Annotated in this window: 13 protein-coding genes; 11 read left to right on the top strand and 2 right to left on the bottom strand. The window is 68.6% G+C overall.

The features are described from left to right. The first annotated feature begins 3 nt into the window (after positions 1-3). From HWX25_RS20365 to HWX25_RS20350, 4 genes are all read left to right on the top strand, one after another. On the top strand, positions 4-1,053 hold the full coding sequence (locus HWX25_RS20365) for a ferredoxin--NADP reductase (protein ID WP_175910033.1): 1,050 nt from the start codon (positions 4-6) through the stop codon (positions 1,051-1,053). 46 nt (positions 1,054-1,099) lie between these two features. Then, on the top strand, positions 1,100-2,686 hold the full coding sequence (locus HWX25_RS20360; protein WP_279610125.1) for a FadD3 family acyl-CoA ligase: 1,587 nt from the start codon (positions 1,100-1,102) through the stop codon (positions 2,684-2,686). 37 nt (positions 2,687-2,723) lie between these two features. Further along, positions 2,724-3,497 (top strand): SDR family oxidoreductase, encoded by a 774-nt coding sequence (locus HWX25_RS20355; RefSeq protein WP_175910031.1) that lies wholly within the window; start codon positions 2,724-2,726, stop codon positions 3,495-3,497. Between the two features lie 715 nt (positions 3,498-4,212). Next, positions 4,213-4,953 (top strand): hypothetical protein, encoded by a 741-nt coding sequence (locus tag HWX25_RS20350; RefSeq protein ID WP_347879257.1) that lies wholly within the window; start codon positions 4,213-4,215, stop codon positions 4,951-4,953. Between the two features lie 10 nt (positions 4,954-4,963). Here the strand turns inward: HWX25_RS20350 and HWX25_RS20345 are convergent, their stop codons facing one another. Together HWX25_RS20345 and HWX25_RS20340 are read right to left on the bottom strand one after the other, a co-directional pair. Beyond that, on the bottom strand, positions 4,964-6,550 hold the full coding sequence (locus tag HWX25_RS20345) for a hypothetical protein (protein ID WP_175910027.1): 1,587 nt from the start codon (positions 6,548-6,550) through the stop codon (positions 4,964-4,966). A gap of 20 nt (positions 6,551-6,570) precedes the next feature. Continuing rightward, positions 6,571-6,828 (bottom strand): hypothetical protein, encoded by a 258-nt coding sequence (locus HWX25_RS20340; RefSeq protein WP_175910025.1) that lies wholly within the window; start codon positions 6,826-6,828, stop codon positions 6,571-6,573. Between the two features lie 285 nt (positions 6,829-7,113). Here HWX25_RS20340 and HWX25_RS20335 point away from each other — a divergent pair, with 285 nt between their 5' ends. From HWX25_RS20335 to HWX25_RS20305, 7 genes are read left to right on the top strand one after another with little or no spacing between them, the layout of a single operon-like run. Then, entirely contained in the window at positions 7,114-8,010 is an 897-nt protein-coding gene (locus HWX25_RS20335; protein ID WP_175910023.1) for a VOC family protein, read from the top strand. Positions 8,011-8,019: 9 nt separating this feature from the next. Then, complete coding sequence (locus tag HWX25_RS20330) at positions 8,020-8,913, top strand: CoA transferase subunit A (RefSeq protein ID WP_175910021.1); 894 nt, start codon at positions 8,020-8,022, stop codon at positions 8,911-8,913. 10 nt (positions 8,914-8,923) lie between these two features. Then, positions 8,924-9,721 (top strand): ketoacid CoA transferase, encoded by a 798-nt coding sequence (locus HWX25_RS20325; RefSeq protein ID WP_175910019.1) that lies wholly within the window; start codon positions 8,924-8,926, stop codon positions 9,719-9,721. Positions 9,722-9,729: 8 nt separating this feature from the next. Then, entirely contained in the window at positions 9,730-10,656 is a 927-nt protein-coding gene (locus tag HWX25_RS20320) for an enoyl-CoA hydratase (RefSeq protein ID WP_059691345.1), read from the top strand. After that, on the top strand, positions 10,653-11,741 hold the full coding sequence (locus tag HWX25_RS20315) for a nitronate monooxygenase (RefSeq protein WP_175910017.1): 1,089 nt from the start codon (positions 10,653-10,655) through the stop codon (positions 11,739-11,741). Before HWX25_RS20320 ends, HWX25_RS20315 begins: the two co-directional genes overlap by 4 nt. Positions 11,742-11,766: 25 nt before the next feature. Beyond that, positions 11,767-12,576 carry an enoyl-CoA hydratase family protein gene (locus HWX25_RS20310; protein ID WP_059537705.1) on the top strand — a complete coding sequence of 270 codons (810 nt, stop codon included), beginning with the start codon at positions 11,767-11,769 and terminating at the stop codon, positions 12,574-12,576. Further along, the gene (locus tag HWX25_RS20305) at positions 12,573-13,742 is read left to right on the top strand and encodes an acyl-CoA dehydrogenase family protein (RefSeq protein WP_175910015.1); all 1,170 of its coding nucleotides are present in this window, start codon (positions 12,573-12,575) and stop codon (positions 13,740-13,742) included. Before HWX25_RS20310 ends, HWX25_RS20305 begins: the two co-directional genes overlap by 4 nt. The last annotated feature ends 5 nt before the right edge of the window (positions 13,743-13,747 follow it).

Genomic DNA, 13,747 nt, shown 5'->3' with positions numbered 1-13,747 from the left:
GCGATGAGCGATTCCCGTTTTCACCGGCTGACTGTTGCCGACGTCATCGCCGAAAGCGACGACGCATGCTCGTTCGTATTCGACGTGCCCGCCGCCTTGCGCGATGCTTTCGCGTATCGGCCCGGCCAGTTCCTGACGCTGAACGTGCCGTGCGCCGACGCGACCGTCGCGCGCTGTTACTCGCTGTCGAGCGCGCCGGGCATCGACGCGGCACCGAAGATCACCGTCAAGCGCGTGCGCGACGGCCGTGCGTCGAACTGGCTGTGCGACCGCATCCGTGCGGGCGATGCGCTCGACGTGCTGCCGCCGGCCGGCGTCTTCACGCCGCGCACGCTCGACGGCGACCTGCTGCTGTTCGCGGGCGGCAGCGGCATCACGCCGGTGCTGTCGATCCTGAAATCGGCGCTCGTGCACGGCCGCGGGATGCTGACGCTGATCTACGCGAACCGCGACGAGCGCTCGGTGATTTTCCGCGACGAACTGCAGCAGCTCGCGCACCGCCATCCGGGCCGCCTGCGCGTGATCCACTGGCTCGACAGCGTGCAGGGCGTGCCGCAGCAGCGGCATCTCGAGGAACTCGCGCGGCCGTTCAGCCAGCAGGAAACGTTCATCTGCGGGCCGGCGATGTTCATGGAGAACGCGCTCGCCGCGATGCTCGGCCTCGGGCTGCCGCGCGCGCGCGTGCATGTCGAGCGCTTCGCGTCGCTGCCCGACGCGCCGGCGCAGGGCGACGCGGCGGCATCGTCCGCAGCGACTTCCGCGGCCGACTCCGGCGACGGCGCGGCGATCGAGACGGTGCTCGACGGCGAGGCGTTCGCGTTCGACAGCGCGCCCGGCGAAACGCTGCTCGACGCTATGCTGCGCGCCGGCCTGCCCGCGCCGAATTCCTGCCGAATGGGCCAGTGCGGCGCGTGCATGTGCCGCGTCGAACGCGGGGAGGTGGCGCTCGACGATAACCATGTGCTCGACGACGACGAGATCGCGGCCGGCTGGACGCTCGCCTGCCGCGCGCGGCCCGCGAGCGACGCGCTGCGCGTGGTGTTCCCCGATTGAGCCGTGGCGCGCCGGCGGCGCGCGCGGCAACCCTGTTGCGATGCCTATGACGATGGACAATGAAATCCTCACCACGCCCGCGCTGATCGCGCGGGCTGCCGCGCGCCACGGCGCGCATCCGGCGATCGAGTCGGAGCACGGCCGGCTGACCTACGCGGAACTCGACGCGGCGCGTCTCGAGGCGGCGCGCGCGCTGCTCGCGAGCGGCATCGACGCGGGCGACCGGATCGCCGTATGGGCGCCGAACCTGCCGCAATGGATCGTCGCGGCGCTGGCGATCCATACCGTCGGCGCGATTCTCGTGCCGGTCAACACACGGATGAAGGGCATGGAGGTGGGCGGCATCCTGCATGACGGCGGCGCGCGGCTGCTGTTCTGCTGCAGCACCTTCCTCGGCGAATCCTATCCGGCGATGCTCGCGCCGCACCGGCCCGCGACGCTCGAACGCGTCGTCGTGTTCGACGGCGAACCGCCGTCCGGCGCGCGCGACGAAACCTGGAACGCGTTCCTCGCGCGTGGCGCGGCGGTGCCGCTCGCCGCCGTGCACGAGCGGGAGGCGCAGGTGACACCGGATACCGTGATGGACCTGATGTTCACGTCCGGCACGACCGGCCGCCCGAAGGGCGTGATGACCGCGCACGGCCAGAACCTGCGGGCCGCGCAGGCGTGGGCCGCGATCGCCGGCGTGCGCCAGGACGACCGCTACCTGATCGTCAATCCGTTTTTCCATACGTTCGGTTACAAGGCAGGCTGGCTCGCCGCACTGTCGAGCGGTGCGACCGTGCTGCCGCATCTCGTGTTCCAGCCGGCCGACGTCTTGCGGCGCATCGCCGACGAACGCGTGTCGGTGCTGCCCGGCCCGCCGACGCTGTATTACGCGCTGCTCGATGCGCCCGATCGCGCGACGCGCGACCTGTCGTCGCTGCGGATCGCGGTGACGGGCGCGGCCGCGATCGCGCCGAGCCTGATCGAGCGGATGCGCGCGGAGCTCGGCTTCGAGACCGTGCTGACCGGCTACGGGCTGACCGAATCGTGCGGGTTCGCGACGCTGTGCCGTCATGGCGACGACGCGGAGACGGTCGCCTTTACATCGGGCCGGCCGATGCCGGGCGTCGAGCTACGCATCGCGGGGCAGGACGGTGCGGCGCTCGGGCCGGACGAGACCGGCGAGATCTGGGTGCGCGGCTACAACGTGATGTGCGGCTATTTCAACCAGCCGGACGCGACGCGCGAAACCGTCGACGCGGACGGCTGGCTGCATACCGGCGACCTCGGCTGCGTCGACGCGAACGGCAACCTGAAAATCACCGACCGGATCAAGGACATGTTCATCGTCGGCGGCTTCAACTGCTATCCGGCCGAGATCGAGCGGCTGCTGGCCGCGCACCCGGCGATCGCGCAGGTTGCGCTGGTCGGCGTGCCCGATACGCGGCTCGGCGAAGTCGGGCATGCATATGTCGTGCTGCGTCCCGGCGCGCACACCGACGCCACCGCGCTGAACGACTGGGCGCGCAGCAACATGGCGAACTACAAGGTGCCGCGGCATTTCACGTTCGTCGAGCAACTGCCGACGAGCGCGGCCGGCAAGGTGCTGAAGTACCGGCTGCGCGCGGGCACCGAAGCGGTGGCCTGACCGCCGGCGCGCGATACGTCACCAACGGGATGAACGCATGAACGACAACGGATTTCCGCAGGGCGCGGTCCTCGTGTTCGGCGGCAGCGGCGGGATCGGGCAGGGCGTCGCGCGCGAATTCGCGTGCGCGGGCGTGCCGGTCGCGCTCGGTTATCGCAGCAAGGCCGACGTGGCCGAGCGTGTCGCGCGCGATCTGCGCGGCACGGGTGTCGCGGCCACCACGCACCGCGTGGACGTGACCGATCCCGCGCAGATCGATGTGGCGCTCGCGGCCGCGATCGACGCGCACGGTCGCGTGCATACGATCGTGTGGGCGGCCGGCCCGTTCGTGAACCAGCGCCATATCGGCGACATGACGCACGACGACTGGCGGCGCGCGATCGAGGTCGAGACGGTCGGTTTCTTCAATGCGGCGAAGGCCGTGTTGCCGCATTTGCGCGCGTCGGGCGGCGGGTCGTTCGTGACGCTCGGCTCGGCCGGGCATCTGCGCTGGCCGGATCGGGATGGATTGTCGGTCGCGCCGAAGGCGGCGAACGAGGCGCTCGTGAAGGGACTCGCGCGCGAGGAAGGCCGTCACGAGATCCGCGCGAATTCGATTCTGGTCGGCGTGATCGAGGCCGGGATGTTTCCGGTGCTGCTCGAACAAGGACAGTTCGACCAGGCGTGGATCGACGAGACGCAGAACATGCTCGCGCTCAAGCGCTGGGGGAAGGCGCACGATATCGGCCGCGCGGCGGTGTTTCTCGCGTCGGATCGCGCGAATTACATCACGGGGCAGCAGTTGAATGTGTCCGGTGGGTACGGGTTGTAGCGGATGCACGGAGCCCGCTCGGGCGAGCGGGCTCGGCAGACGAACGCGTCAGTTGTTCTCGGCGCCGAACTCGGCGAATCTGCACACCGCCGGCGAACGGGATCGTCGGCCCATATTACATGCATCGAGGCGCATGAACGGCCATCTCACCAGCGACTGGTTGCGCACGCACCGTCCTCGGTATTCACCCTGACTCGCACTGCACGATCTCGCATCCCAGACCACGCACGGCTGGCGCGAGGTCACGTCGATGAAACATTTTCTTCGGTGCGTGGCGACACACGCGCTTGCCGGCCGTCGCGACTTCGCGTGTGCCGACAGCCGCGCACGCTTGCACGGCGCACGTCGCTCTGCCCGATGCGCTGCTTCCCGGCATCGGGCACGACGCTGACGCCCTGAAAACAGATGCGTTCCTGAAACATTTCCGTCGATTCCCTCCCGCGTAATCCCGCACGTCAGGCCGCGACGCTTGTCCCGCGCCGGTCCGCGCCACATGGCACACCCCTTGCGGTTAGGCCGGGGCTGCTCGACACAACCGCGATCGATGGCAACCACGAATCGCGGGAGCGGCACGCAACGACATCGAAATATCGGGGATCGGATCGCGCCGCGGGATGGCGGCCGGTCGTGTCGGACGCGCGATGCGTCGTATCGGCGACACGAACGGACACCGCACGTGCGATCCGTCAAACAGCAAGCTTGCTTGCAAGATGTCGTGCCGGGGGACCCGCTGCGCGTGGCGGCATGCGCTGCACGCGGTGGGTCGGCGCGCCCGGCACATGTCGGGGAGACGCCCGTGAAAACGACAGTGAACCAATGGGCAGCGCTGGCGATGGTGTTCGCGGCTGGCGCGCACGCGCAGGAAATCTACCTGCAGGGCGGCACGCAAGGCGTCGGCATCGGCGCGGCCGTGAGCTTCAACTCGGTGCTGGGCGCACACGCGGATTTCAATGCGATCAATCTGACGCATGACTTCACCGTGGCCGGCAATCGCTATCAGGACGACATCAAGCTGCGGCAAGGCGGCCTGTATGCGGACATCTTTCCGTGGCGCGGCAGCGGCTTTCGCGCGACGATCGGACTGCGCTTCAACGACGACGAAATCCGCGGCGTGTCGGTGCCGACCAACGGCACCTACGTGTTCGCCGGCAAGCGATACCCGGCGCTGCCCGGGATGTACGCGGTCGCGGAGGCGCGCTATCCGACGGTGATGCCGTATGTCGGGATCGGTTACGGGCATCGGCCGGCGTCGAAAGGGCTCGGCTTCGTCGCCGACATCGGCGTCGCATACGGAATCCCGCGCTGCTCGTACACGCTGTCGCCGGAACTCGCCGCCGCGGCCGGACCGCAGAAGAGCCAGGTCCTGGCATCCAGCGGCCTCGACGAACTGAACCGGACGATGTCGCGGTATCGCTGGTATCCGGTGCTGCAGATCGGGATCTCGTACCGGTTCTGAGCCGGACGTGCTACTGGATGCGAATCAGCGCGGCGCTCACCGGTGCCACCTTCACGGTCACCTGCCGATTCGCTACGGCAAGCGTCTGCTGCGGCGTGCCGTTCCATGCGCCATTCAGCGCGACCGCCTGCCCGCCGAACGTGATCGGTGTCCCGCCGTTGTAAATGCCCGGATTGGCGAGCTGGGCGCCCGTTGCGTCACCTGACGAAGCGAGCGTCATCACTGTCGCGCGCGACGCCTGCGAACCGAGCGTGACGGTAACGTTTGCGGTGCTGACCGTATCCTTGTTGTTGATGATGACGTAGGTCGCGCCCTGACTGGTCGCGACCGCGAATGCGCTCACGGCCGCCGTGCTCGCGCTGAGCGTCGTATTCAGGAATTCACCGGCGCCGCCGCCCGCGAAGATTTGCGAAAAGAACAGCAGCGCGTAATAGAGCGGCTGCACGGCCGTGACTTCGCCTTGCGAATCGGCGATCGCGGTATAGCTCGCGACCGATCCGTTGTTGTGGAAATTCAGGCCGCTCGCGCCGTACTGCGCATGCGTGAAGATGAAATCGATCGCCCACAGCGCGCTCGCGAACACGTTGCTGACACCGGCCGGCTTCGTGCTGTTGAAATACGAATTGGTCTCGTCCATCCGGAACGGCACGCCGGCCTTCTGCGCGGCGGACCGCATGTTTTGCAGGGCCGTCACGAGATTCGCATCGGGGTAGGCGAGCATGCCGGCGATCGAGGGCGCGTTTTGGTTGTAGTTGCTGATGTAGTAGTGCTCGGTCAGCAGTGCGATGTTCCTGCCCTGGCTCGCCGCGAACGACTCCGCCCAGCCCGGCGTGTCGCTGGCGGCGGCCGGCCCGCTGAACACGGCGCCGCTGACGGCGCCCGCGATCGCCTGCGCGAACTGGTTCCATCCCGCGATCGCGCCTTGGGCGACCGTGCCGCCGTTCAGGAAGATGCCGTAGGTGATCCCGGCCAGGTTCGGCGTCCTGCTGTCGCCGTATTGATCGGGTTCGTTGCCGATCTCGAACGCGAGCAACTGCCCGCCGAGCTGCTGCGACACATACAGCGCTTCGTCGGCCGCTTGCGCCGGCGATGCCACCGAGCCGCGCGCGCCGGCGAAATTGATCCCGTAGATCACTTTCCATGCGGGACATTGCTTGAGGCACGCGGCGAATCGCGCCACGTCGACACGCGACACCTGCCCGCGGATCTGGCCCGGCCCGTTGGGCGCCCACGTCATGCGGTCGACGCTGTTCCCGCCGATGCGCAGCACGCCGCCGCCGAGCGCGTTGAGCAGCCCGATCAGGTTCGTGTTGTCGGCGCGGAAGTAGTTGTTGTTGATGTCGGCTTTCTCGAAGCTGAGGCTCGCGAAGTGGGCATCGAGCGCGGCGGTGCCGGAGGCGGGCTGCTGCACGGCGAGCGTCAGCGAGACGCCGTCAGGGTGCGGGTCCGGCGGCGGTGCGTCGGATCCGCCGCCGCCGCATGCGGCCAGCATCGATACGGCTGCATACGCGCCGAGGCGAATGAAGTCGCGCCGGTTCATCGCCGCCGACGCCTCGTACAGGTCGGACAGCGAAAGCGGGTTTTTTGTGGTTTTCAATTTGTCATCCTCGTAGGCCGTTATTGATATTTATGAAAGACATTAAACGCCGCCTGCGTAACATACCCGTTACAAGGATCGAAGTCCATGATGCGCGTGTCGAAGTTTGTCTCGGCGCTTCGCGACGCGTTTCCAGAAAACCGGCGGAAGGCCGCGGCGCTTGTCCAGACAGGGCAGACGCCATGACGCCGGGTTATCGACGACGATTCCCCGCGAGTGAGTAAATGATTGATTTCTACGCAGAAGAAATAAGCATTCCGGCCGATTTTTTCAGGCATTCCTGACGTTTCGACCGTAAGAAAGATAATCCGTCGGACCGGTTATTCCGGCTGAGCCGCACGCATGTTGTCGGCGTGGTCGCCGATGCCCGCGCGTCGTTGCGGCCACGCGTTACCGACGTCGTTTGCGGCGCCGCAGCAACGCGGCATCGTTTCGCTGCGCGTACCCGCCGCGCAGCGCTCCCGCTCCCCGCCGGCTCTCGTCCCAACAGACGATGTGACGCCATCCCCGACCGGCCAGAATCCTTTCACGAACAACGGAATCTGAACCTGGAGGAGGCCGACATGATCGATGTCCGTGCGCTCGGCTACGTCGTCGTCGAGGCGACCTGCGTCGATGCGTGGCGCCGCTACGCGGAAGACGTGCTGGGCATGCAGGCGCTCGACGCACCCGACGGCGCGCTGTACCTGAAGATGGACGAGCGCGATTTCCGCTACGTGATCGTCCCCGGCGCGACCGACCGCTATTTCGCGTCGGGCTGGGAACTGCCCGACGGCGCCGCGTTCGACGCCGCGCTCGCGGCATTGCAACGGGCGGGCGTCGAAGCCGTGCGCGCCACGCGTGACGAAGCCGCGCTGCGCCGCGTGCAGGCCATGGCGTGGTGCACCGACCCGTCCGGCAATCGTCACGAGCTGTACTGGGGCGCGCGCTGCGACTTCCGCCGCTTCGTGTCGCCGCTCGGCGTCGCGCGCTTCGTCACCGGCGACATGGGGCTCGGCCACGCGGTGCTGCCCGCGCCGCAGTTCGACGCGACCGACGCATTCGTGCGCGGCGTGCTCGGCTTCGAACTGTCCGACATCTACCGCGTGAAGTTCACGCCGGACCCCGCCGAACCCGAGAAGCGCATTCACTTCATGCACTGCCGCAACGCGCGCCATCACAGCCTCGCGCTGTTCGAGATGGCCGTGCCGTCGGGTTGCGTGCACGTGATGGCCGAAGTCGACTCGATGGACGAAGTCGGCCGCGCGCTCGATCGGGTCGCCGCGCACGACGTGAAGATGTCGGCGACGCTCGGCCGGCACTGCAACGACCAGATGATCTCGTTCTACATGAAGACCCCCGGCGGCTTCGATCTCGAATACGGCTTCGGCGGCCTCACGGTCGACTGGTCGAAGCATGCGGTGTTCGAGGCCACCAAGGTGAGCCAGTGGGGCCACGATTTCAGCATCGGATACCGGTAAGCCAGCACGATGACGATGAAACCTCTCGACAAGACGATGTCCGCGCGCGACGTGGTCGCGCAATTCGCCGACGGCATGACGATCGGCATCGGCGGATGGGGGCCGCGGCGCAAGCCGATGGCGCTGGTGCGCGAGATCGCGCGCTCGAACCTGAAGGACCTGACGGTCGTCGCCTACGGCGGCGCCGACGTCGGCCTGCTGTGCGCGGCGGGCAAGGTGCGCAAGGTGGTGTTCGGCTTCGTGTCGCTGGACGTGATCCCGCTCGAACCGCATTTCCGCCGCGCCCGCGAACAGGGCCGCGTCGACGTGCTCGAACTCGACGAAGGGATGCTGCAGCTCGGCCTGCGCGCGGCCGCCGCGCGCCTGCCGTTCCTGCCGACCCGCGCCGGGCTCGGCACCGCGCTGCTCGATCACGCGCCGGAGCTGCGCACGGTCAGGTCGCCGTACGACGACGGCGAGACGCTGCTCGCGATGCCGGCGCTCGAACTCGACGTCGCGCTGCTGCACGTGAACGCGGCCGACCGGATGGGCAACACGCGCATCGACGGCCCCGATCCGTTCTTCGACGCATGGATGGCGCGCGCCGCGCGGCGCTGCTACGTGTCGGCGGAAACGGTCGACGCGTCGCTCGCGACCGAAGACCTCGACGCCGCGAAACGCAACCCGTTCGAGCGCTCGCTCGTCACCGGCGTCGTGCATGCGCCGGGCGGCGCGCACCCGACGTCGTGCGGGCCGGCCTACGGCTGGGACCTGCCGCACCTGCGCGCGTACTGCGCGAGCGCGGAAGACGACGCGAAGACGGCGGCGTACCTGCGCGACGTGGTCGGCCAGGACGAACGCCAGTATCTCGAAGGCGTCGGCGGCTTGCCGCATGTGACGACGCTGCCGTTGCCGATTCTGTAAAGGAGCGCCTGTGAGCGAATCTCTCGACCATTCCCTCGCGGAACTGATGATCGTCGCGTCCGCGCGACTCTGGCGCGACGACGGCGAAGTGCTGGCGACCGGCATCGGCACGGGCCCGCGGCTCGCGGCCGCCCTCGCGCGGCTCGCCTACAACAACGGGCTGATGTTGACCGACGGCGAGGCGTATCTCGTCGAGGAGCCGGTCCCGCTCGGCCCCCGTCCCGACGGCTATCGCGTGAAGGCGAGCGGCTGGATGACCTACGAACGCGTGTTCGACTGCCTGTGGCACGGCCGCCGTCACGCGCTGGTGATGCCGACGCAGATCGACCGTTTCGGCCAGGCGAACATCTCGTGGCTCGGCGACGACTACGCGCGTCCGAAAACGCAACTGCTCGGCGCGCGCGGCTTCCCCGGCAACTCGACGAATCACGCGAACTCGTTCTTCGTCAGCGGCCACGGCAAGCGCACGTTCGTCGAAGGCGAGGTCGACATGGTCTGCACGGTCGGCTACAACCCGGCGCGCCGGCTGCCCGGCATGAAGACCTTCGTCGACCTGCGCAGCATCGTCACCGACCTGTGCGTGATGGATTTCGGCGGCCCCGATCACGCGATTCGCGTGCGTTCGCTGCATCCGGGCGTGAGCTTCGACGAGGTGCAGGATGCGACCGGCTTCCCGCTGGTTGCCGCACCGGAACTCGGCACGACGGCCGCGCCGAGCGCGGAAGACCTGCGCATCGTGCGTGCGCTCGACCCTCACAACCTGCGCGCGACGATCGTGCGCAACAATCCGGCGCCGCGCCGCGGATGAGGTCCGACATGGAAGCGACCCAGATGACGTTCGGCGACGGTGTCGTCGACTACGCGGTCGAGGACGGCATCGCGACGATCACGATGAACCGTCCCGAGTATCACAACGCGCAGAACTCGAAGATGACGTATGCGCTCGACGCGGCGTTCCGGCGCGCATCGCACGACGACGCGGTGAAGGCGATCGTGCTCGCGGGCGCCGGCAAGCATTTCTCGGCGGGCCACGACATCGGCACGCCAGGCCGCGACATTCACGAGTCGTTCGATCGTGCGTCGCTGTGGTACGACCACGTCGACAAGGAGGGCGGCGAATTCCTCTATGCGCGCGAACAGGAGGTGTACCTCGGGATGTGCCGGCGCTGGCGCGACCTGCCGAAGCCGACCATCGCGATGGTGCACGGCGCATGCATCGCGGGTGGGCTGATGCTCGCATGGGTATGCGACCTGATCGTCGCGTCGGAGGACGCGTTCTTCGCGGATCCGGTCGTGCGGATGGGCATTCCGGGCGTCGAGTATTTCGCGCACGCGTACGAGCTGAACCCGCGCATCGCGAAGGAGTTCCTGTTCCTCGGCGAGCGGATGCCGGCCGAGCGCGCGTATCAGATGGGCATGGTCAACCGCGTCGTGCCGCGCGAGCGGCTGCGCGACGCAACCTACGCGATCGCCGCGAAGATCGCGACGATGCCGCGGCTCGGCCTCGCGCTGACCAAGCAGGCACTGAACCACGTCGAGGAACTGCAGGGCAAGCGCGCGGCGATGGACGCGGCCTTCGCATGGCATCACTTCGCGCATGCGCACAACGAGCTCGTCAGCGGCGACCGCCTCGGCGGCTACGACGCACGCAAGATGGCCAGCTCGCAGCGCAGGCCGGAGCAGGCGGAAGGCGAAGGGCGGACCGATGCGGCAGCGGCCGCCGTCAACGGAGCCGCCGCATGAGCACGACGCTGCATACCCCGCTGTGCGACCTGCTCGGCTGCCGCTACCCGATCGTGCAGACCGCGATGGGCTGGGTGGCCGACGCGCGGCTCGTCGCGGCCACCGCCAACGCCGGCGGCTTCGGCTTCCTGGCCGGCGCGACGCTCGAACCGGAGCAGGTCGAGGCCGAGATCCTGAAGGTGAAGGCGCTGACCGACAAGCCGTTCGGCATCAACTTCCACATGTTTCAGAAGAACGCCGCGCAGGTGGTCGATCTCGCGATCGAGCATCGGCTGCGCGCGGTCAGCTACGGGCGCGGGCCGGATGCGAAGACGATCCGCCGCTTCAAGGACGCCGGCATCGTCTGCATGCCGACCGTCGGCGCGCCGAAGCACGCGGCGAAGGCGGTCGAGCTCGGCGCGGACATCGTGACGGTGCAGGGCGCGGAAGGCGGCGGCCATACGGGCTCGGTGCCGACCACGCTCCTGTTGCCGAAGGTGCTCGACGCGGTGCGGGTGCCGGTCGTCGCGGCCGGCGGGTTCTTCGACGGGCGCGGGCTGGCTGCCGCGCTCGCGTACGGCGCGGCCGGCATCGCGATGGGTACGCGCTTCCTGATGAGCGCCGAATCGCCGGTGCCGCGCGCGACGCTCGACCGCTACGTCGCGGTGGGCGATCCGGCGCGGATCCGCGTGTCGGACGCGCTCGACGGGCTGCCGCAACGCATGATCGACAACCCGTATCTGCTGAAGCTCGAACGCTTCGGCCCGCTGCGCCGAACGCTGTTCGCGCTGAAGACGGCCGAAGCGTGGCGCCGTCAGAACGGGTTGCGCACGACCGACATGCTGGGCCTCGCGATCAAGGCGCTGCGCTCGCACGACTACACGGCGAGCCAGACGCTGATGGCCGCGAACGCGCCGTTCCTGATTCAGCGCGCGATCGTCGAGGGGCGGCCGGACGAGGGCGTGCTGCCCAGCGGCCAGGCGGCCGCGATGATCGGCGCGATCGAATCGTGCGACGCGCTGATCGCGCGGATCGTCGCGGAGGCCGGCGACCGGCTCGACGCGCTGGCCGCGTTGCGAGGCGTGGCGGCGGCGCACGCGGCTTGAAAGACATCACAGGGAGGCAGTGGAGATGACTACATCCAAACAACCGGGCGGCGCGATGCCGTTCCGGATCGAGCGCGCCGACGGCATCGCCGAACTGGTGATCGCCCATCCGCCCGTGAACGCGCTCGACGCGCAGGGCTGGCACGCGCTCGCGCGGGCGCTCGACGCGCTCGGCGAGGACGACGACGTGCGCGTGATCGTCGTGCGCGGCGAAGGCCGCGGCTTCTGCGCGGGTGTCGACATCAAGGAGCTGGCCGCGCATCCGGAACGGATCGTGTCGGTCAACGCCGGCAACTACGAGACGTTCCGCGCGGTGCACCGCAACCCGAAGCCGGTGATCGCGGCCGTGCACGGCTTCGTGCTCGGCGGCGGGATCGGCATCTGCGGCGCGGCGGATATCGTCGTCGCGGCCGACTGCGCGCGCTTCGGCGTGCCGGAGATCGACCGTGGCGCGATGGGCGGCGGCGCACATCTTCAACGACTGTTCGGCGTGCAGAAGGTGCGCGCGATGTACTTCACGGGCGAGATGATCGACGCGGCCGAGGCATACCGGCTCGGTGCGGTCGAGCAGGTCGTCGCGCGCGATGCGCTGCGCGACGCGGCGCTCGCGATCGCCCGCAAGATCGCGGAAAAGAGCCCGGCGATGGTGCGGCTCGCGAAGGAGGCGCTGAACGGCGTCGAGGACGGCGATCTCGAGGACAAGTACCGCTGGGAGCAGGGCTTCACGCTGCAGGCGTACATGACCAACGACTCGACGGAGGCGCGTGCCGCGTTCGTCGAGAAGCGCGACGCGCATTTCGACGCACGGACCAGCGTCGAGGAGGCACGCGCATGAACCTGACCTATACGCCGCAACAGCAGGCGTTCCGCGCGGAAATCCGCGAATGGCTCGCCGCGCACGTGCCGCGCGAGCGGCTGCCGAGTTTCGACACCGAGGAAGGCTTCACCGCGCACCGCGAATGGGAGCGCACGCTGCATTCGGGCCGCTGGAGCATGGTCACGTGGCCGCGCGAGCTGGGCGGGCGAGGTTGCGACCTGATCGAGTGGCTGATCTTCGAGGAAGAGTACTGGCGCGCCGACGCACCGATGCGCGTGAACCAGAACGGCATCTTCCTGCTCGGCCCGACGCTGATGGATTTCGGCACGGCGGAGCAGAAGGCGCGCTTCCTGCCGGCGATGGCGGCGGGCGAGCACGTGTGGGCGCAGGGCTGGTCGGAGCCGAACGCGGGCTCGGACATGGCCGCGATCCGCACGACGGCGATCCGCATCGGCGACGAATACGTGCTCAACGGCCAGAAGATCTGGTCGACCCGCGCGGTGTGGGCCGACTGGCTGTTCGGGCTGTTCCGCAGCGATCCCGAATCGTCGCGTCACCACGGGCTCACGTTCCTGATGGTGCCGCTGTCGACGCCGGGCATCACCGTGCGCCCGATTCGCCAGCTGAACGGGCAGACGGGCTTCGCGGAAATCTTCTTCGACGACGTGCGCGTGCCGGTCGAGAACCGCCTCGCGGCCGAAGGCGCGGGCTGGCAGGTCGCGATGGCGACGGCCGGCTTCGAGCGCGGGTTGATGCTGCGTTCGCCCGCCCGTTTCCAGCGCACCGCGCAGGCGCTGCGCGACCTGTATCTCGCGCACCGCGACAGCGCGGATCGCGATCCGACGCTGCGCGAACGCGTGGTCGCCGCATGGATGGATGCGCAGGCGTACGCGCTGTCGACCTACGCGACCGCGAGCCGGCTGCTGAAGGGCGGCCATATCGGCGCGGAGTCGAGCACCAACAAGGTGTTCTGGTCGGAACTCGACCTGCGGATGCACCAGACCGCGCTCGACATTCTCGGCGCGCACGGCGAAGTCGTCCCGCAGACGGCCGCGCAGCACGCGACGCTCGGTCACTGGCTCGACGGCTTCCTGTTCGCGCAGGCCGGCCCGATCTACGCGGGCACCAACGAGATCCAGCGCAACATCGTCGCCGAACGGATGCTCGGCATGCCGCGCGCGTAAGCGCG

Origin of the sequence: Burkholderia sp. BCC1640 (assembly GCF_902833125.1) — a bacterium.
Classification (GTDB): domain Bacteria; phylum Pseudomonadota; class Gammaproteobacteria; order Burkholderiales; family Burkholderiaceae; genus Burkholderia; species Burkholderia diffusa.
This window is presented reverse-complemented; position numbering and strand designations above follow the sequence as displayed.